The sequence below is a fragment of the Enterobacter cloacae complex sp. 677-3DZ2D5B genome (assembly GCF_004136695.1).
In the GTDB taxonomy this organism is placed as follows: domain Bacteria; phylum Pseudomonadota; class Gammaproteobacteria; order Enterobacterales; family Enterobacteriaceae; genus Enterobacter; species Enterobacter hormaechei_C.
Genome location: NZ_QFLS01000013.1, coordinates 31,972 through 50,107 on the forward strand (window position 1 = coordinate 31,972; position 18,136 = coordinate 50,107).

General features: G+C 54.6%; 17 protein-coding genes. 8 read left to right on the forward strand and 9 right to left on the reverse strand.

The annotated features are described in order from the left end of the window. Window positions 1-8: 8 nt before the first annotated feature. The 7 genes from DD597_RS19395 to phoU all read left to right on the forward strand — a co-directional run bounded on the left by DD597_RS19395 (window position 9) and on the right by phoU (window position 8,417). Window positions 9-2,540: a fimbria/pilus outer membrane usher protein gene (locus tag DD597_RS19395; protein WP_050870966.1), complete on the forward strand. Its 2,532-nt coding sequence runs from the start codon at window positions 9-11 to the stop codon at window positions 2,538-2,540. Beyond that, the gene (locus DD597_RS19400; RefSeq protein ID WP_129256516.1) at window positions 2,537-3,580 is read left to right on the forward strand and encodes a fimbrial protein; all 1,044 of its coding nucleotides are present in this window, start codon (window positions 2,537-2,539) and stop codon (window positions 3,578-3,580) included. The genes DD597_RS19395 and DD597_RS19400 overlap by 4 nt, the downstream gene beginning before the upstream one ends. Before the next feature lie 246 nt (window positions 3,581-3,826). After that, a complete protein-coding gene (pstS, locus tag DD597_RS19405) occupies window positions 3,827-4,867 on the forward strand; it encodes a phosphate ABC transporter substrate-binding protein PstS (protein ID WP_022652104.1) in 1,041 nt (346 codons plus the stop codon). A gap of 127 nt (window positions 4,868-4,994) precedes the next feature. Then, window positions 4,995-5,954: a phosphate ABC transporter permease PstC gene (gene pstC / locus DD597_RS19410; RefSeq protein WP_003861158.1), complete on the forward strand. Its 960-nt coding sequence runs from the start codon at window positions 4,995-4,997 to the stop codon at window positions 5,952-5,954. After that, a complete protein-coding gene (pstA, locus tag DD597_RS19415) occupies window positions 5,954-6,844 on the forward strand; it encodes a phosphate ABC transporter permease PstA (RefSeq protein WP_003861156.1) in 891 nt (296 codons plus the stop codon). The genes pstC and pstA overlap by 1 nt, the downstream gene beginning before the upstream one ends. Window positions 6,845-6,891: 47 nt before the next feature. Continuing rightward, a complete protein-coding gene (gene pstB / locus DD597_RS19420) occupies window positions 6,892-7,665 on the forward strand; it encodes a phosphate ABC transporter ATP-binding protein PstB (RefSeq protein ID WP_003861154.1) in 774 nt (257 codons plus the stop codon). A 26-nt stretch (window positions 7,666-7,691) separates the two neighbouring features. Continuing rightward, window positions 7,692-8,417 carry a phosphate signaling complex protein PhoU gene (phoU, locus tag DD597_RS19425; protein WP_003861153.1) on the forward strand — a complete coding sequence of 242 codons (726 nt, stop codon included), beginning with the start codon at window positions 7,692-7,694 and terminating at the stop codon, window positions 8,415-8,417. A gap of 94 nt (window positions 8,418-8,511) precedes the next feature. On the opposite strand, the gene yieH is transcribed toward phoU, so the two are convergent. Continuing rightward, window positions 8,512-9,177, reverse strand: a complete 666-nt coding sequence (yieH, locus tag DD597_RS19430; RefSeq protein WP_003861151.1) for a 6-phosphogluconate phosphatase — start codon at window positions 9,175-9,177, stop codon at window positions 8,512-8,514. Between the two features lie 165 nt (window positions 9,178-9,342). Here yieH and adeP point away from each other — a divergent pair, with 165 nt between their 5' ends. Then, the gene (adeP, locus tag DD597_RS19435; protein ID WP_003861149.1) at window positions 9,343-10,680 is read left to right on the forward strand and encodes an adenine permease AdeP; all 1,338 of its coding nucleotides are present in this window, start codon (window positions 9,343-9,345) and stop codon (window positions 10,678-10,680) included. Window positions 10,681-10,766: 86 nt separating this feature from the next. Here adeP and DD597_RS19440 read toward each other — a convergent pair whose 3' ends face one another. From DD597_RS19440 to rnpA, 8 genes are all read right to left on the reverse strand, one after another. Beyond that, window positions 10,767-11,333 carry an NADPH-dependent FMN reductase gene (locus DD597_RS19440; RefSeq protein ID WP_003861147.1) on the reverse strand — a complete coding sequence of 189 codons (567 nt, stop codon included), beginning with the start codon at window positions 11,331-11,333 and terminating at the stop codon, window positions 10,767-10,769. 36 nt (window positions 11,334-11,369) lie between these two features. After that, window positions 11,370-12,116 (reverse strand): 4'-phosphopantetheinyl transferase superfamily protein, encoded by a 747-nt coding sequence (locus DD597_RS19445; protein ID WP_003861145.1) that lies wholly within the window; start codon window positions 12,114-12,116, stop codon window positions 11,370-11,372. 122 nt (window positions 12,117-12,238) lie between these two features. Continuing rightward, complete coding sequence (yidZ, locus tag DD597_RS19450; RefSeq protein ID WP_022652106.1) at window positions 12,239-13,210, reverse strand: HTH-type transcriptional regulator YidZ; 972 nt, start codon at window positions 13,208-13,210, stop codon at window positions 12,239-12,241. After that, window positions 13,179-14,354 carry an MFS transporter gene (locus DD597_RS19455; RefSeq protein ID WP_003861141.1) on the reverse strand — a complete coding sequence of 392 codons (1,176 nt, stop codon included), beginning with the start codon at window positions 14,352-14,354 and terminating at the stop codon, window positions 13,179-13,181. Before DD597_RS19455 ends, yidZ begins: the two co-directional genes overlap by 32 nt. A 111-nt stretch (window positions 14,355-14,465) precedes the next feature. Beyond that, complete coding sequence (gene mnmE / locus DD597_RS19460; RefSeq protein WP_015570136.1) at window positions 14,466-15,830, reverse strand: tRNA uridine-5-carboxymethylaminomethyl(34) synthesis GTPase MnmE; 1,365 nt, start codon at window positions 15,828-15,830, stop codon at window positions 14,466-14,468. Window positions 15,831-15,902: 72 nt separating this feature from the next. Continuing rightward, window positions 15,903-17,546 carry a membrane protein insertase YidC gene (gene yidC, locus DD597_RS19465; RefSeq protein WP_003861138.1) on the reverse strand — a complete coding sequence of 548 codons (1,644 nt, stop codon included), beginning with the start codon at window positions 17,544-17,546 and terminating at the stop codon, window positions 15,903-15,905. A 2-nt stretch (window positions 17,547-17,548) separates the two neighbouring features. Beyond that, window positions 17,549-17,806 (reverse strand): membrane protein insertion efficiency factor YidD, encoded by a 258-nt coding sequence (gene yidD, locus DD597_RS19470; protein ID WP_001307474.1) that lies wholly within the window; start codon window positions 17,804-17,806, stop codon window positions 17,549-17,551. Continuing rightward, entirely contained in the window at window positions 17,770-18,129 is a 360-nt protein-coding gene (gene rnpA / locus DD597_RS19475) for a ribonuclease P protein component (RefSeq protein ID WP_003861126.1), read from the reverse strand. The genes yidD and rnpA overlap by 37 nt, the downstream gene beginning before the upstream one ends. Window positions 18,130-18,136: the final 7 nt, after the last annotated feature.

The window sequence follows — 18,136 nt, forward strand, 5'->3', positions numbered from 1 at the left end:
ATGTCTTAATGATTGGCTTACGTCACTGCATTGCCATGATATCGGGGTTATGTCTGAGCATTCCTGTTCAGTCATTAGCACAGGACAGCCTGTTTAACCCGAAACTTCTGGAAATCGATCATCCGGTCGATGTCGATATTCGTCAATTTAACCGTTCCAACGCGCTTCCCCCTGGCAGCTATAAAGTTGATGTATTCATTAACGGCAAATTTTTTGAACGTAAGGAAGTGACGTTTGTGCAGGATGCTCCCGAGGACGAACTCCATCCTTGCTACGTCGCTATCAATGATGTCCTTATATCTTACGGCGTAAAGGTTGAGGCGTTGAAAACGCTGCGTGGAGTGGATAGCACCGCCTGCGTCAACCCCGCTCCGTTGGTGGAGGGATCACGCTGGCTATTCGACGGCAACAAGCTGGTGTTGAACATCTCCATTCCACAAATTTATCTTGATTCAGCGGCGTATGATTATATTAGTCCCTCGCGATGGGATGAAGGCATTAACGCCTTGATGACCAACTATGACTTTTCCGGTTCGCATACTCTTCGATCAAATTATGATTCTGAGGAGGATGACAGCTACTACCTGAATTTGCGCAATGGTCTTAATCTCGGGTCCTGGCGGCTTCGCAACTACAGCACAGTGGATTCGACAGCAGGCAGCGCTGAGTACCACTCCATCAGCAGCTATGTGCAGCGAGATATCGCCGCGCTACGCAGCCAGATCATGGTTGGCGATACCTGGACCGCAAGCGACATCTTTGACAGTACGCAGATCCGCGGCGTCAGACTCTATACCGATGACGACATGCTACCGTCCAGTCAGAATGGCTTTGCGCCGATAGTGCGCGGTATCGCAAAAAGCAACGCGACCGTGACGATCCGCCAGAATAACTATGTGATCTATCAGTCGGCGGTACCGCAGGGCGCGTTTGAAATCACCGATCTGAATACCACCAGCGGTGGCGGCGATCTGGACGTAACAATCAAAGAGGAAGACGGCAGCGAGCAGCGTTTTACACAGCCTTACGCTTCTCTGGCAATACTGAAACGCGAAGGACAGACCGACGTTGATGTCAGCGTCGGTGAAATGCGCGCTGAGAGCGGCTTTACACCCGATGTGTTACAGGCGCAGGTATTACACGGGATGCCGTGGGGATTAACGCTCTACGGTGGAACGCAGGTTGCGCAAGATTATGCCTCCGCAGCTATAGGGATGGGGAAGGATATGGGTGCGCTGGGTGCGATGTCGCTAGATATAACCCAGGCTCGCTCGTCTTTTGACAATGGCGACGAGGAAAAAGGGCAATCATACCGTTTCCTCTATTCCAAACGATTTGATGATACAGATACCAATTTTCGTCTCGTAGGATACCGGTACTCTACAGAAGGCTTTTATTCACTAACCGAGTGGGCATCTCGCCAGAATGATGTTTCTGATTTCTGGAACATGGGAAACCGGCGTAGTCGCCTGGAAGGTACCTGGACCCAATCGTTGGGGCCCGATCGGGGAAATTTCTACCTGACGCTGAGCCGTCAGCAGTACTGGCACACCGATGAGGTCGAGCGTCTGCTTCAGCTTGGTTACAGCAATAACTGGCGGCAGATATCATGGAACCTGACATGGAATTATACCGACTCGATCAACCGCTATTCCAGCGGCAGCCACAGCGACGACTACACCGATAGCGAACATATTTTTATGTTCACGGTTTCTTTGCCGCTCTCTGGCTGGTTGGAAGGGAGTTACGTTAACTACTCCATGACCCAGAATAATCATAACGACAGTAGCATGCAGGCCGGGATCGGCGGCACTCTGTTGGAAGGCCACAATCTGGCGTATAGCGTGCAGGAGTCCTGGACGAATACATCGAATAATACCCATAGCAGCAATGCCAGCCTGAACTACGACGGCACCTACGGATCGGTAAATGGCAGCTACGCCTATAGCCAGGATTCGCAGCGTATAAACTACGGGGCGCGTGGCGGTATTCTGATTCACCGCGACGGCGTGACCTTTTCCCAGGAGTTGGGTGAAACGGTGGCGCTAGTGGAAGCGCCAGGAGCGGGCGGCCTGTCGATTGAAAACACGACCGGGGTAGCGACGGACTGGCGTGGATACACCGTCAAAACGCAGCTTAATCCTTACGAAGAAAACCGTATAGCGATTAACAGCAACTATTTTTCACGTGCTAACGTCGAACTGGATAATACCGTTGTTAATCTTGTACCTACCCGCGGCGCGGTAGTGAAAGCAGCGTTTAAAACTCGCATCGGCTATCGCGTTTTATTCAGCGTCATTATGGCTAACGGCAAACCTGCGCCGTTTGGCGCAATGGCGACGGCCGATCTGGATACGGGAACGGTAACCGGGATTGTGGGGGATAACGGCGAGCTTTATCTTTCAGGAATGCCCTTAGTTGGCCGTTTTAATATTACTGGTCAATCCATCTGCCAGGTTGAGTATCATCTCGAAGCGCCAAAGGACAATGGGCTGTTACAACTGCCGGTAACATGCGCTAATAACGGAGTATCAAATTGAATATCGTTAAATTAATCATCGTGCTGTGCATCTGCACAGTGTGCCAGCACGCATGGTCTGCGGATACATATTGCGAAGCTAAAGGCGGTACACACCACAGCATACTTTCGTTTTCCGGCACTACGCTCAGCGCCTCACAGAATAAAGCTGGCCAGACAATTAGCAAACAAGTAGATAACGGTGGTCAGTATGAAGGGGTATGCCACTGTAATCGCGATTATAACTATGTTTACTTTACAGCCAAAGATAACCCCGCCTTGCAGAAAAGCGTCAGCCGAAATAAAGTGCAATACTATGTATTAGATGAGTATTTAGATGTTGGATTGTCGATCATGATCATGGGGCGCGGTTATATCAACGTTCCCTTTGAGGACCGGCCTAACAACCCCAGTGGTTATTACAACTGCGTTAATTCCCTTAATACGACCACCTTTACAAGCGGTTCCGACGCAACCATTTATTTTTATGTCAAAGAACCGTTTATCGGCACCGTTACTATTCCGTTGACGTTACTCGCTTCGCTGTATGCTAATACTTCTAGTGTATTAGCCACCGACTATGGCAATAAACTGGCTGATGTTTTTATTCAAGGGGATATTACCGCGCCGCAGGAGTGTGAAGTTAACGGCGGTCAAATCATTGAAGTGGATTTTGGTAAAATCTCTGCGTCTTCATTTTCATCTGTAGCGGGCACTGGCCTTTCCGATAAGAAAATACCCATCAAGGCGTCGGTAAGATGCACTGGGATGAGCTCAGGGCAAGATGTTGAAGTTTCACTCCATGCCACCCAGGCAGGCGCGTTTTCAACCATGATTGAGACAACAAACCAGGATGTGGGTATTAAGGTCTACGACGAGTTTAATCAAGAAGTGGATGTTAACGGCGGACGCATGGAAACGGACATGGGAACCCGTTCTCGACTGGGTGTGGAGACGGGTGAGTTTAATTTTTCTGCTGCGCCGGCGAGCGCGACGGGAGCCAGGCCTGAGCCAGGAACGTTTACCGCGACTGCCACCATTACGATGGAAATTAAAAACTGATTCGTCAACGGCTGTTTATGACAGCCGTTGTCATATTGCGCTTTTTGAACCAGACTAAACATGCTTATTGTGACAATTTTATGGCAGGGGGTTGAATATATAATTATCATTTTCAATGACTTATATCCAACGCCTTGATTGTCATAAAACTGTCATATTTCGTACATTTATCTGTCACCTGTTTGTCCTATTTTGCTCATCGTAGCCACTTAAACAATGATTTACGAAATCCTTGCAGGAGACATTATGAAAGTTATGCGTACCACTGTCGCAACTGTTGTCGCCGCGACCTTATCGATGAGCGCTTTCTCTGCCTTCGCAGCAGCAAGCCTGACTGGCGCTGGTGCAACCTTCCCTGCGCCGGTGTATGCCAAATGGGCGGATACCTACCAGAAAGAGACCGGTAACAAGGTCAACTATCAGGGTATCGGCTCCTCCGGTGGCGTAAAACAAATTACCGCGAATACCGTTGATTTCGGCGCATCCGACGCTCCGCTGTCTGATGAGAAACTGAATCAGGAAGGCCTGTTCCAGTTCCCGACCGTGATTGGCGGCGTTGTGCTGGCTGTTAACATCCCTGGCCTGAAATCAGGCGAGCTGGTGCTGGACGGCAAAACCCTGGGTGACATCTACCTGGGCAAAATCAAAAAATGGGATGACGAAGCCATCACTAAGCTGAACCCAGGCGTTAAGCTGCCTTCGCAGAATATCGCGGTGGTTCGTCGTGCTGACGGCTCTGGTACCTCTTTCGTGTTCACCAGCTACCTGGCGAAAGTGAACGAAGAGTGGAAATCTAAAGTCGGTTCCGGCTCTACCGTTAACTGGCCAACCGGTCTGGGCGGTAAAGGCAACGACGGTATCGCAGCCTTCGTACAGCGTCTGCCTGGCTCTATCGGCTACGTAGAGTACGCCTACGCTAAGCAGAACAATCTGGCCTACACCAAACTGGTTTCTGCCGACGGCAAACCGGTTAGCCCGACCGAAGAGAACTTCGCCAACGCCGCCAAAGGCGCTGACTGGAGCAAATCCTTCGCTCAGGACCTGACTAACCAGAAAGGTGAAGACGCGTGGCCAATCACCTCTACCACCTTCATTCTGGTTCACAAAGAGCAGAAGAAACCAGAGCAGGGCGCAGAAGTGCTGAAGTTCTTCGACTGGGCATACAAAAACGGCGGCAAACAGGCTAATGACCTGGATTACGCCAGCCTGCCAGACAGCGTGGTTGAGCAGATTCGTGCTGCATGGAAAACCAACGTGAAAGACAGCAGCGGTAAAGCGCTGTACTAACAGGATATTTTTAACGAAGATGGCGGGTGGCGCGCAGCGATCCCGCCCTACGGTTTACTCTGTAGGCCCGGTAAGCGTCAGCGCCACCGGGCATATTCGTAAGACGTCTCATAAAGAAGAGTAATTTATGGCTGCAACCAAGCCTGCATTTAACCCTCCGGGTAAAAAAGGTGACATGATTTTCAGCGCGCTGGTGAAACTGGCTGCGCTGATTGTGCTATTGCTGCTGGGCGGCATTATCGTGTCCCTGATTTTCTCCTCCTGGCCGAGCATTCAAAAATTTGGTTTCGCCTTCCTGTGGACCAAAGAGTGGGATGCGCCGAACGATATTTACGGTGCGCTGGTGCCGATTTACGGCACGCTGGTGACCTCTTTTATCGCCCTGCTAATTGCGGTTCCGGTGAGCTTCGGTATTGCCTTGTTCCTGACGGAACTGGCGCCAGGCTGGCTGCGGCGTCCGCTGGGTATCGCCATTGAACTGCTGGCGGCCATCCCAAGTATCGTTTACGGCATGTGGGGCCTGTTTATTTTTGCTCCGCTGTTTGCAACGTACTTCCAGGAGCCGGTCGGTAACGTGCTTTCTGCCGTTCCGTTTGTGGGGGCGCTGTTCTCCGGCCCGGCATTCGGTATCGGCATTCTGGCGGCGGGTGTGATCCTCGCCATCATGATTATTCCGTACATTGCGGCGGTCATGCGCGATGTCTTCGAACAAACCCCGGTGATGATGAAAGAGTCCGCCTACGGCATCGGCTGCACCACCTGGGAGGTTATCTGGCGCATCGTCCTTCCGTTCACCAAAAATGGAGTGATTGGCGGCATTATGCTGGGCTTAGGTCGCGCGCTCGGTGAAACCATGGCGGTCACCTTTATCATCGGCAACACCTACCAGCTCGATAGCGCTTCGCTCTATATGCCGGGGAACAGTATTACTTCTGCGCTGGCGAACGAATTTGCCGAAGCGGAATCCGGGCTGCACGTCGCGGCGCTGATGGAACTGGGCCTGATCCTGTTTGTTATCACCTTTATTGTGCTGGCTATCTCCAAGCTGATGATTATGCGTCTGGCTAAAAACGAGGGGGCACGCTAATGGCGACTCTCGATATGCAAAATACCGCTCAGCTTGCGGAATCCCGTCGCAAAATGCAGTCAAAGCGCCGGATTAAAAACCGCATTGCGCTGACGCTTTCCATGGCGACGATGGCGTTTGGCCTGTTCTGGCTGATCTGGATCCTGATGTCAACCATCACCCGCGGCATCGATGGAATGTCCCTGGCGCTGTTCACGGAAATGACGCCGCCGCCGAACACGGCGGGCGGTGGTCTGGCAAACGCCCTGGCGGGTAGCGGCCTGCTGATCCTGTGGGCGACCGTTTTCGGTACACCGTTGGGCATTATGGCGGGTATCTATCTGGCGGAGTATGGGCGCAAGTCCTGGATCGCTGAAGTCATCCGCTTTATTAACGACATTCTGCTTTCTGCCCCGTCGATTGTCGTGGGTCTGTTTGTTTACACCATCGTGGTGGCGCAAATGGAACACTTCTCCGGCTGGGCGGGTGTGATTGCGCTGGCGCTGTTGCAGGTGCCTATCGTTATTCGTACTACTGAAAACATGCTGAAACTGGTGCCGGACAGCCTGCGTGAAGCGGCTTACGCGCTGGGCACGCCGAAATGGAAAATGATTTCGGCGATCACCCTGAAAGCATCCGTCTCGGGGATCATGACCGGTATCCTGCTGGCTATCGCCCGTATCGCCGGTGAAACCGCACCGCTGCTGTTTACCGCCCTCTCCAACCAGTTCTGGAGCACGGACATGATGCAGCCGATCGCCAACCTGCCGGTGACGATCTTTAAATTTGCGATGAGCCCATTCGCGGAATGGCAGCAGCTGGCCTGGGCCGGGGTGCTGATCATCACCCTTTGCGTACTGTTGCTGAACATTCTGGCGCGCGTCATTTTCGCGAAGAAGAAACACGGTTAAATTTTTACGGCGCGGCAGCTCGCGGCGCCGAATGAGGAAATGAGTCAATGAGTATGGTTGATACTGCCCCGGGTAAGATTCAGGTTCGTGATTTGAACTTCTACTACGGCAAATTCCATGCCCTGAAGAATATCAATCTGGATATCGCGAAGAACCAGGTAACGGCATTCATCGGTCCGTCCGGCTGTGGTAAATCCACGCTGCTGCGCACCTTTAACAAAATGTATTCGCTCTATCCGGAGCAGCGCGCAGAAGGTGAAATTCTGCTGGACGGTGACAACATCCTGACCAATACCCAGGATATCGCCCTGCTGCGTGCGAAAGTGGGGATGGTATTCCAGAAACCCACGCCGTTCCCGATGTCGATCTATGACAACATCGCCTTTGGTGTGCGTCTGTTTGAGAAGCTCTCCCGTGCGGATATGGACGAGCGCGTGCAGTGGGCATTGACCAAGGCCGCATTATGGAACGAAACCAAAGATAAACTTCACCAGAGCGGGTACTCTCTCTCCGGTGGTCAGCAGCAGCGTCTGTGCATTGCGCGCGGTATCGCCATTCGCCCGGAAGTCTTGCTGCTGGATGAGCCGTGCTCAGCCCTGGACCCGATCTCAACCGGGCGTATCGAAGAGCTGATCACCGAGCTGAAGCAGGATTACACCGTGGTGATCGTGACCCACAACATGCAGCAGGCTGCACGTTGTTCTGACCACACGGCGTTTATGTACCTGGGCGAGTTGATTGAGTTCAGCGATACGGATGCGCTGTTCACCCGTCCGGCGAAGAAACAAACCGAAGATTATATTACTGGCCGCTACGGTTGATTTGCCTTAGTGCATGTGGAGAAACCATGGACAACCTCAATCTTAATAAACACATTTCCGGCCAGTTTAACGCAGAGCTGGAAAGCATTCGCACCCAGGTGATGACCATGGGCGGCATGGTCGAGCAGCAGCTTTCTGATGCGATCACGGCGATGCACAACCAGGACAGCGAGCTGGCGAAGCGCGTTATTGAAGGCGACCACAACGTCAATATGATGGAAGTCGCCATCGACGAAGCCTGCGTGCGCATCATTGCGAAGCGTCAGCCGACGGCGAGCGACCTGCGTCTGGTGATGGCGATCATCAAAACCATCGCCGAGCTGGAGCGTATCGGTGACGTGGCGGATAAAATCTGCCGCACCGCGCTGGAGAAATTCTCCCAGCAGCACCAGCCGCTGCTGGTGAGTCTGGAGTCTCTCGGTCGCCACACCGTGCAGATGCTGCACGACGTGCTGGACGCTTTCGCGCGCATGGATCTGGACGAAGCGGTCCGTATCTACCGTGAAGACAAGAAAGTTGACCAGGAATACGAAGGCATAGTGCGTCAGCTGATGACCTACATGATGGAAGATTCCCGTACCATTCCAAGCGTACTCACCGCGCTGTTCTGCGCGCGCTCAATCGAGCGTATCGGTGACCGCTGCCAGAACATTTGCGAATACATCTTCTACTTCGTGAAGGGGCAGGATTTCCGACACGTGGGCGGCGACGAGCTGGACAAGCTGCTGGCGGGCAAAGATCCGAAAGAGTGATTTTTACCCTCACCCTAACCCTCTCCCACAGGGAGAGGGGACCATTCGGTTTTCTCCCTCTCCCTGTGGGAGAGGGCCGGGGTGAGGGGAAAACTCAGCGAGTAATATCCCACCCGCGCGCCTTCCACAACGCTGGCAGTTGCGCCAGATCGGTAAAGGTCGTCACTTTTGGATGATCGATCGGCTTGTTGTGCGGATCGGCGCAGAAGTAAAACACCTCCATCCCCGCATCAATCCCCGACTGCGCGCCCGCAGACGAGTCATCCACCAGGATGCAGTTCTCCACGTTGACGTTCATCGCCTTCGCCGCGTGGAACATCAATGCCGGATCCGGCTTCCAGCGCTGGATATCGTAGCCACTGAACAGTTTTTCCGGGAAGTGGTGCAACATGTTCAGCTTGCCGAGCGAGTGCTGCATTTTGCTGACCGGGCCGTTAGAGACCACGCAGATCGGCACCGTCATCGCATCCAGCAGCGTGTTAGCGCCAGCGATAACTTCCAGCTCGGCGTCGAAGAGGCGTGCGACCTCGGCGCGGTACACCGGTTCCAGATCCGCTTTCGCCAGATCCACCCCGTGCTCTTCGTTAATGATGTCGATGATCTCGTACAGCTTCACGCCCTTAAAGCGTTTAAACACCTCTTCGAGATCGAGCGTAATACCAAATTCCTGGAACATGGCGACATACGCGCGGGAACAAATGACCTCACTGTCGACCAGCGTACCGTCACAGTCGAAAAATACCGCTTCAATTCCGGACATGCCTTTCCCTTTTAACAAGTTTAACGTTTTCGTACGGCAGTTCACCGGGACGCAATCGTTGCCGTATAAGCAAAATCAATGAAAAAAGTATCCCGTAACCGCCACTATTGTCGCATTTTGGTATAGGATAGCGACGAATTTTCCCTCCTTGTTCGGAAATTGATGATGAGTCAACAACACACTACCCAGACGTCTGGTCAGGGGCTGCTTGAGCGCGTGTTCAAACTGCGCGAGCACGGCACAACGGCACGCACCGAAGTGATCGCCGGTTTTACTACCTTCCTGACGATGGTCTATATCGTTTTCGTTAACCCGCAAATTCTGGGCGTGGCTGGCATGGACACCAGCGCCGTCTTCGTGACCACCTGTCTGATCGCGGCGCTTGGCAGCATCCTGATGGGCGTTTTCGCTAATCTGCCCGTGGCGCTGGCCCCGGCAATGGGTCTGAATGCGTTCTTTGCGTTCGTGGTGGTTCAGGCGATGGGCCTGCCGTGGCAGGTCGGGATGGGCGCTATTTTCTGGGGCGCGGTCGGCCTGCTGCTGCTGACCATCTTCCGCGTGCGCTACTGGATGATTGCGAACATTCCCGTGAGCCTGCGCGTGGGTATCACCAGCGGTATCGGTCTGTTTATCGGCATGATGGGGCTGAAAAACGCTGGCGTTATCGTGGCGAACCCGGAAACGCTGGTGAGCATTGGTAACCTGACCTCTCACAGCGTGCTGCTGGGCGTGCTGGGCTTCTTTATCATCGCGATCCTGGCGTCGCGCAACATCCATGCTGCGGTGCTGGTCTCTATCATTGTGACCACGCTGCTGGGCTGGATGCTGGGTGACGTACATTACAACGGTATCGTCTCTGCGCCACCAAGCGTCTCTACCGTGATTGGCCACGTTGATCTGGCGGGCTCGCTGAACCTGGGTCTGGCCGGGGTGATTTTCTCCTTCATGCTGGTCAACCTGTTTGACTCCTCCGGTACGCTAATTGGCGTGACCGACAAAGCGGGTCTGGCGGATGAAAAAGGCAAATTCCCGCGCATGAAGCAGGCGCTGTATGTGGATAGCATCTCGTCCGTCGCTGGCTCTTTCATCGGCACCTCGTCTGTTACCGCTTACATTGAATCCTCTTCCGGTGTGTCCGTGGGCGGTCGTACTGGCCTGACGGCGGTAGTTGTGGGTCTGCTGTTCCTGCTAGTGATCTTCCTCTCTCCGCTGGCGGGGATGGTGCCACCATACGCGGCAGCCGGCGCGCTGATTTACGTCGGCGTGCTGATGACCTCAAGCCTGGCGCGCGTGAAGTGGGAAGATTTGACGGAAGCCGTTCCGGCGTTTATTACCGCGGTGATGATGCCGTTCAGCTTCTCGATCACCGAAGGTATCGCGCTGGGCTTTATCTCTTACTGCGTGATGAAGATCGGTACCGGCCGCTTCCGCGAACTCAGCCCGTGCGTGATTATTGTTGCGCTGCTGTTTGTGCTGAAGATTGTGTTTATTGATTCACACTAAAATGCTGGTGGTGTCAGGTGGCGCTTCGCTTACCTGGCCTACGGGCAAAGTTCCCTCTCCCTGTGGGAGAGGGTTAGGGTGAGGGCTTACGCCTTCACCCGCTTAATATAATCCCCAAACGCGGTCAGCTGGCCAGAGAGATGGTCACGCGTACTCTGATCCACCACTTCACCCGTCTGCGGGTCGACCTTGTTCTGAATCACGCCGCCCATAAATTCCGGCTTGTTCATCACCATCGCATCCAGGAACACCAGGATCTGACGCAGGTGATACTGGCAGCGCGCGCCGCCAATGGCGCCCATTGAGCTGGTCTGGATCAGCACAGGTTTACCAGACAGCGGCTGCTCCGGTAAACGGGACAGCCAGTCAATGGCGTTCTTCAGACCACCCGGCACCGAGTAGTTATACTCAGGCGTCACAATCACCACGCCGTCAGCCTGACGGATCTGCTCGGCTATCGCTTCCACGCTTTGCGGGAACCCTTCTTCCTGCTGAACGTCAGCATCATAAAGCGGGATGTCGCCAATGGACGGCAGGGCACTGATCTCCATTCCCGCAGGCGCCAGCTGCGGCAGCGTACGGGCAACCATCCCGTTAAAAGAACCTTTGCGCAGGCTTCCCAGTAACGTAACAACTTTCAACGTATCAGACATGATTACTCCTGTTTCATCATGATGACCCTGGACGGATCAGCTATGGGTGTATGCTTTTTCTGCCGGTAAACTGGTTAATCGCATCAGGCGCGCGGCGGGCTCGTTGGCGCGCTCAGGGACATCCGGAAGACTACGCCAACCGCGAATACTGTCAAATTCCCAGATTTTCAGCCGTTCGATGGCGGGGCTCACCGCAACGGACCAGATCAGTACGTCCTCAGCGTCGCTGAGCGCCTCTACCAGCGAGGCTTTTGTCGCGCGCAGGCGTCCGGAGCCGGGGAGCAGCTGCAACAGGCTGGCGTCGTCTGACGCCGCGCCGTTCAGTTTGCGGATGCTCTGGCGAAGGGTGATGAGCTGCGCTCTGGCTTCAACAGGGTCGTTCTGGTTACGTATCCACAGCTTTTCATTGCTGGAGAGCGGGTATTCATCGAGCGCGTTAGCACCATGGAAGCTACGCGTGACGCGTTGCAGCTCCATATCCAGGCCACAATCACCTTCAGTCGTCAGCGCGACGCCAACAATGTTGCCGGTGTACGCAATGGAAAAATGGGGGAGTGCCGGGTCCGCAAAAACCGGGCGACCTTCTGGCTGGGTGAGTATGTCCGGTAGTTCGCTAGTGCCGTAGAGCATAAAAAGCAGTTCTGCGAGGAGCGCTCTGGAAGCTAAAAACCGCGTCCTGCGGTGTTCAGGTAGTTTGAGCGCCTCACTGTGACAGGCTGAAGAAAGTCTGGCCGATACGAGATGCCCTTCCGTTAATGTTCCTCGTGCAAAGTGCGTAGCCATTTTTCGCTCCTTGATAATGGTCGTAGTCGGTTAAACGGTTACATGATTATCGCTTAACTTAGCTTCTGTTTTAATCAGTAAATGGAAATAAGAGAAGCCTGAGCACCGAACTTTACATTATCTTAGGCAAAAACCTGATCTGGTGCGGTATACAGCGCTTTAATCGTCTCACGCAGCCAGAGGATTTTCGGATTATGGCTGTTCCGTTTATGCCAGATCAGCGTGAAGGGTACGGTGAGCTTTTCTGCCTGCGCCTCATCGATGGGAATGGGCAGACAGACCAGATTACGCTGGTGGAGTTGATTGTAGTGATGGCAGTAGTGCGGCGCAGTGGCTATGTAGTTGTGATCCGGCTGGGCCGCCATAAACATCGACTGTTCAAAACCGGGCAAACTCATGGCGATGTTACGCTCCCGGCCCATCTCCCTTAGCACCTCGTCGAGCGCCCAGGTGTCACTGCGTTCCCAGAAGATGCTGATATGCGGGTAGCGCAGAAACGTCTCCAGATCCCACGCTTCCTGGAGCGCGGGATGATCCTCGCGCAAATACACGCACGGACGGTCACTGAACAGGATTTCGTAGTCGATAAACCACGGCATCAGCTTTAGCAGTTCGCGCGAGCGAGGGTGCGTTTCACGCCCGGTGAAGCCCAGATCCACTTCTCCGCGCGTAATGGCGTCCAGCGAATCGTAATCCCATTGCCGCAGCTTCACCGTCGCCTGTGGGTAGCGCTCGTTCACCTGCTCCAGCAGGGTATTAAAGCGGATCAGCATCAGCGGTGTTTCGGCGGCGAGCACAAACTTAAGCCCGCCTGGAGAGCTATGGTGGAATTTATCGAGGATCTGATTGCCAATCTGCATCCAGTCGGCCAAATCCTGTTCCAGACTCACCGTCAGAGGCGTGGGCAGTAGCCCTAAAGGCGTTTTCACAAACAGCGGATCGTCGAACCAGTCGCGCAGCTTCGCCAGCGATTTACTCACCGCGGACGGCGTCACGTTCATCCGCTTCGCGGCTTTGGTGACGCTGCGCTCCTGCAACAAAAGTTGCAGGCAAAGTAAAAGATTAAGATCGAGACTGCTGATGGGCTTCTTCATAGTGCGCCGCGGGCTGGATGACCATAAGTAAGGTAATGCAGAGTATGCTACAGCCAATCAGAACCCCGATCAGCATATTCAGCGCGTTAAGGCCGATCACCGCCGCCAGCCAAATCCATAGCGAAGAACCGCAGACCTGCGCAATGCCCAGCACCGAGCTGGCCACGCCTGCCCGCAGCGAGAAGGGGCCAAGCGCCTGACTCATCGCCACACCAAAGCCGACGGAGAATCCGGCGCAGATCAGAGTAATGCCCACCAGCATTACAGCGTGTGAGGTGGCGGTCGCCAGGATCACGCCTGCGGCGAGAAACAGCGTCTGTGAGGTGAGCATCAGCGTGCGCTGGCGGAAGATGTTGAGCGCAAAGGGCGTTGAGAATGAAACCGCCATGCTCACCATCGCGGTTAGCGCCATCACCGTTGAATACTCACCGCGATCGAAGCCCATCGTCTCCATCAGCAACACCGGGGAAACGTTTACATAGGTGAGGATCACCGCCACGCTAAGCGTGGTGATTGCCAGCCGACTCAGGAAAAAGCGATTCACCAGCTTTTCAGCCGGATGGAGGGTTGCGGTGTGATATGGCTGTTGCGAACCGGGATGGGTCTCTTTCAGCACCGTCACGGACAGGATAAAGACGATGGCGCCCATGGCTGCCATGGTCCAGAAAAGACTCTGCCACGGAAATTTAAGCATAATCAGGTAGCCTACAACCGGTGCCAGCACCGGGATGATGCAGGTAATGCCGTTCAGCATCGACAGCACCTTGGCGCGGCGCTGGGCGCTCAAGGTATCGCGCAGAATGGCAAAGGCCACCACGTAACAGCCGCCTGCGCCAATGCCCTGGATAAAACGTCCTGACAGGAACATTGTGCTTTCCTGAGCCACTGAACAGAGTACTGATGCCAGCGCAAAGATAACTGCACCCGTAATCGCGACGGGCTGGCGGCCTGCTTTATCCGCGATTTTCCCGGCAAATACCATCGACGACGCCATTCCCGCGAGGTAGGCCGAAAACGCGATGTGCAGTTGCGCCTCGCTGGCACCCAGATCGCGGGCAATATGCGGTAGCCCCACCAGATACATATCAATGCCGGACGGATAAAGCAGAACTAATGCGAAACTACAAAACAGAAAACGCGCCATAAACCCCCCATAGATGCAGGCATGCAGGATAGGGGGTGAAAGGGGATTAGGCGAGTTGCCATTTGGACAATGGTGATTTCCCTGGAGGAAATCACCCTGTATTAACGTGAATTACTTACCAATGCAGAAGCTCGAGAAAATCCGTCCCAGCAGATCGTCCGACGTAAACTCCCCGGTGATCTCGCTCAGATTCTGTTGCGCCAGACGCAGCTCTTCCGCCAGCAGTTCACCGGCCCACGCGCCGATCAGCTGGGCTTTACCCTGCTCAAGGTGGCGAGCCGCCTCTTCCAGCGCCTGCAAGTGACGACGACGCGCCAGGAAGCCACCCTCCATGCTGGTGTCGAACCCCATGCTCTGTTTGAGATGGCTACGCAGGGCTTCCACGCCTTCACCGGTACGGGCCGACAGGCGAATAAGTGAGTGACCATTCACATCGCTGATGCCCAGCGTTTCGCCGGTCACGTCGGCCTTATTGCGCACCACGGTGATCGGCAGTTTAGCCGGGAGACGGGCGATAAAGTCTGGCCAGATTTCAGCCGGGTCAACGGCGTCGGTTGTGGTGCCGTCCACCATAAACAGCACGCGGTCGGCCTGCTCGATCTCCTGCCAGGCGCGTTCGATACCGATACGCTCGACTTCATCGCTCGCATCGCGCAGGCCAGCGGTGTCGATGATGTGCAGCGGCATTCCGTCGATGTGGATATGCTCGCGCAGCACGTCGCGGGTGGTGCCGGCTATGTCGGTGACGATCGCCGCTTCACGGCCCGCCAGGGCGTTCAGCAGGCTCGATTTCCCGGCGTTGGGGCGTCCGGCAATGACCACCTTCATGCCTTCACGCAGCAGGCTGCCCTGGCGCGCTTCGGCGCGGACGGCATCGAGATCGTTCATCACCTGGTTGAGCTGAGCTTCAATTTTACCGTCTGAGAGGAAGTCGATCTCCTCGTCCGGGAAGTCGATAGCCGCTTCGACATAGATTCGCAGGTGAGTAAGTGCTTCCACAAGGTGATTCACGCGTGCGGAAAACGCGCCCTGCAACGAGTTCAGCGCGGAGCGGGCCGCCTGTTCGGAGCTGGCGTCGATCAGATCAGCAATCGCCTCGGCCTGCGCCAGGTCGAGCTTATCGTTGAGGAAAGCACGCTCGGAGAACTCACCCGGCTTCGCAATGCGCAGGCCAGGCAGGGTCAGAATACGTTTTAACAGCAGGTCGAGGATCACCGGGCCGCCGTGGCCCTGAAGTTCCAGCACATCTTCGCCGGTAAAGGAGTTTGGGCCGGGGAACCACAGCGCGATGCCCTGGTCCAGCGGTGTGCCGTCAGCATCTTTAAACGGCAGATAATCAGCGTAGCGCGGCTTTGGCAGTTTACCCAGCACCGCTTCGGCCACCTCACGCGCCTTCAGGCCGGAGATACGCAGAATGCCTACACCACCGCGTCCCGGTGGGGTTGCCTGGGCGACGATAGTGTCGTTATGGCTCATGGTTGCTCTCGTTCAATACAAATAAAAAAGGCGGTCAATCGACCGCCCTTATTTTAGCGTTAAGTTACCGAATCAGGACTTTTTCTTTTCGCGGCTATGCAGGCCACGTTTTTCCAGACCACGGTAAATCAGCTGCTGCTGGATGATGGTCACCAGGTTGCTGACGATATAGTACAGCACCAGACCTGACGGGAACCACAGGAAGAACACGGTGAAGATGACCGGCATAAAGGTCATGATCTTCTGCTGCATCGGGTCGGTCACGGTGGTCGGAGACATCTTCTGAATGAAGAACATCGTCACGCCCATCAGGATCGGCAGGATGTAGTACGGGTCCTGTGCGGACAGGTCATGGATCCACAGGGCGAACGGCGCGTGGCGCAGCTCAACGGAACCCATCAGCATGTAGTACAGCGCAAGGAAGATTGGCATCTGAATCAGCAGCGGGAAGCAACCACCCAGTGGGTTCACTTTCTCTGCTTTATACAGGGCCATCATCTCCTGGCTCTGACGCTGTTTGTCATCGCCCAGACGCTCACGCATAGCCTGAATCTTCGGCTGTAGCATACGCATCTTCGCCATGGAGGTGTACTGCGCTTTAGTCAGCGGGTACATGATGCCACGAACGATAAAGGTGATAACGATGATGGAGAAGCCCCAGTTACCCAGGAAGCTGTGAATGAACTTCAGCAGCTTAAACAGCGGCTGAGAGATGAACCACAACCAACCGTAATCCACGGTCAGATCCAGGTGCGGCGCAACGGCAGCCATTTTGTCCTGGATTTCCGGGCCGACCCACAGGGTGCTTGCCAGTTTACCGGTTTGACCCGGCTGCACCAGAACCGGCTGAGATTTGTAGCCGATGGCTGCAATACCGTTGCCGAGGTTCGCGGTGTAGAAGTTGTTCGTACCGTCGTTATTCGGTACCCACGCCGTCGCGAAATACTGTTGCAGCATTGCGACCCAACCGCCTTTAGAGCTGACGTTCAGGTTTTCGTTATCGGCAATGGTGTCGAATTTGTATTTCTCGTACTTGGTATCTGGCGTGGAGTAAGCCGCGCCACGGAAGGTATGCAGCGCAAAGTTGCTGCTTCCGGTATCACGGTGAGACGGCAGATTGATGGACTGCTTCAGCTGACCAAAGGTAGAGATTTCCAGCGGTTTCGCACCGGCGTTCTGTACGCTGTAGCCCACGTTCACCGCATACTCACCGCGTTTCAGGGTGAAGGTTTTGGTGAAGGTGTTGCCTGCCGCGTCGGTGTAGGTCATCGGGATAACCAGTTCGTTCTGACCATCAGCCAGTACAAACGTGTCATTCTCGACGTTATACAGTGGACGCGCACCGTTAGCCGGATTATCCGGGCCATCACGACCGGTCAGGCCGCTCTGCGCCTGGTAGATAAATTCAGGCGTGGTTTCCAGTAACTGGAACGGTTCGGTAGACTTCAGTTCTTTCGGGTAGGTCAACAGCAGCGCCTGCTCAACATCACCACCACGGGTGTTGATAGTCAGCTCAAGCACATCGGTCTTAACCGTAATCTGTTTCCCCTGGCCACTGGCCGGTACGCCCTGGTCGGCGGCGCTACCCGCTGCGGTGGTCGTGGTCTGCGTGGTCTGCTGCTGGGGTTGAGGATTTTTATCCTGCTCCCATGCCTGCCAGATCATGAAAGACACGAACAACAAAGCGATGATAAGAAGATTGCGTTGCGAATCCATCGTTAGTGTTCTCTGGTATCAAAAGGTCCTGGAGGGACGGGGTCGTCTCCACCTGGGTGTAAAGGGTGGCATTTTAATACGCGTTTCACCGTCAACCAACTGCCTTTTATCACTCCAAACCTGCGCAATGCCTCAATTCCGTAGCTTGAGCATGTTGGCGTGAAACGGCAGTGTGGCCCGAGTAGCGGACTAATCAGGCGTTGATAGACCCGAATGAGGGCTATCAGGACCCGCGAGCCAGGCGACAGTGGCGGCGCCATAATTTTTCCAACGCTTCCGAGAGAGCACGGTTATCGAGGTCGGCAACCCCTTTTTTCGCCACCACCACGAAATCCATTGAAGGCAGTTCGTGCTGACGTAAACGGAAACTTTCACGCGTCAGACGTTTAATCCGGTTGCGTTCATGCGCACGCTTAACGTTTTTCTTGGCGACTGTGAGACCGATGCGGGGATGCCCCAGCGAATTTTGGCGGCCGAGGATGGTGATTTGCGGCGTGCCAGCCCGTTGTGGCTGCTGGAAGACGAAAGTGAAATGAGTGGGAGTTAACAAACGTAACTCCCTGGGAAATGCGAGCTTAACCACTCAGGGG

Bases quoted from the DNA above. Each gene is read 5' to 3' on its own strand.
- DD597_RS19395 (WP_050870966.1), top strand. From the start codon at position 9: ATGATTGGCTTACGTCACTGCATTGCCATGATATCGGGGTTATGTCTG.
- pstS (WP_022652104.1), top strand. From the start codon at position 3,827: ATGAAAGTTATGCGTACCACTGTCGCAACTGTTGTCGCCGCGACCTTA.
- pstC (WP_003861158.1), top strand. From the start codon at position 4,995: ATGGCTGCAACCAAGCCTGCATTTAACCCTCCGGGTAAAAAAGGTGAC.
- pstA (WP_003861156.1), top strand. From the start codon at position 5,954: ATGGCGACTCTCGATATGCAAAATACCGCTCAGCTTGCGGAATCCCGT.
- pstB (WP_003861154.1), top strand. From the start codon at position 6,892: ATGAGTATGGTTGATACTGCCCCGGGTAAGATTCAGGTTCGTGATTTG.
- phoU (WP_003861153.1), top strand. From the start codon at position 7,692: ATGGACAACCTCAATCTTAATAAACACATTTCCGGCCAGTTTAACGCA.
- yieH (WP_003861151.1), bottom strand. From the start codon at position 9,177: ATGTCCGGAATTGAAGCGGTATTTTTCGACTGTGACGGTACGCTGGTC.
- adeP (WP_003861149.1), top strand. From the start codon at position 9,343: ATGAGTCAACAACACACTACCCAGACGTCTGGTCAGGGGCTGCTTGAG.
- DD597_RS19440 (WP_003861147.1), bottom strand. From the start codon at position 11,333: ATGTCTGATACGTTGAAAGTTGTTACGTTACTGGGAAGCCTGCGCAAA.
- DD597_RS19445 (WP_003861145.1), bottom strand. From the start codon at position 12,116: ATGGCTACGCACTTTGCACGAGGAACATTAACGGAAGGGCATCTCGTA.
- yidZ (WP_022652106.1), bottom strand. From the start codon at position 13,210: ATGAAGAAGCCCATCAGCAGTCTCGATCTTAATCTTTTACTTTGCCTG.
- DD597_RS19455 (WP_003861141.1), bottom strand. From the start codon at position 14,354: ATGGCGCGTTTTCTGTTTTGTAGTTTCGCATTAGTTCTGCTTTATCCG.
- mnmE (WP_015570136.1), bottom strand. From the start codon at position 15,830: ATGAGCCATAACGACACTATCGTCGCCCAGGCAACCCCACCGGGACGC.
- yidC (WP_003861138.1), bottom strand. From the start codon at position 17,546: ATGGATTCGCAACGCAATCTTCTTATCATCGCTTTGTTGTTCGTGTCT.
- yidD (WP_001307474.1), bottom strand. From the start codon at position 17,806: ATGGCGCCGCCACTGTCGCCTGGCTCGCGGGTCCTGATAGCCCTCATT.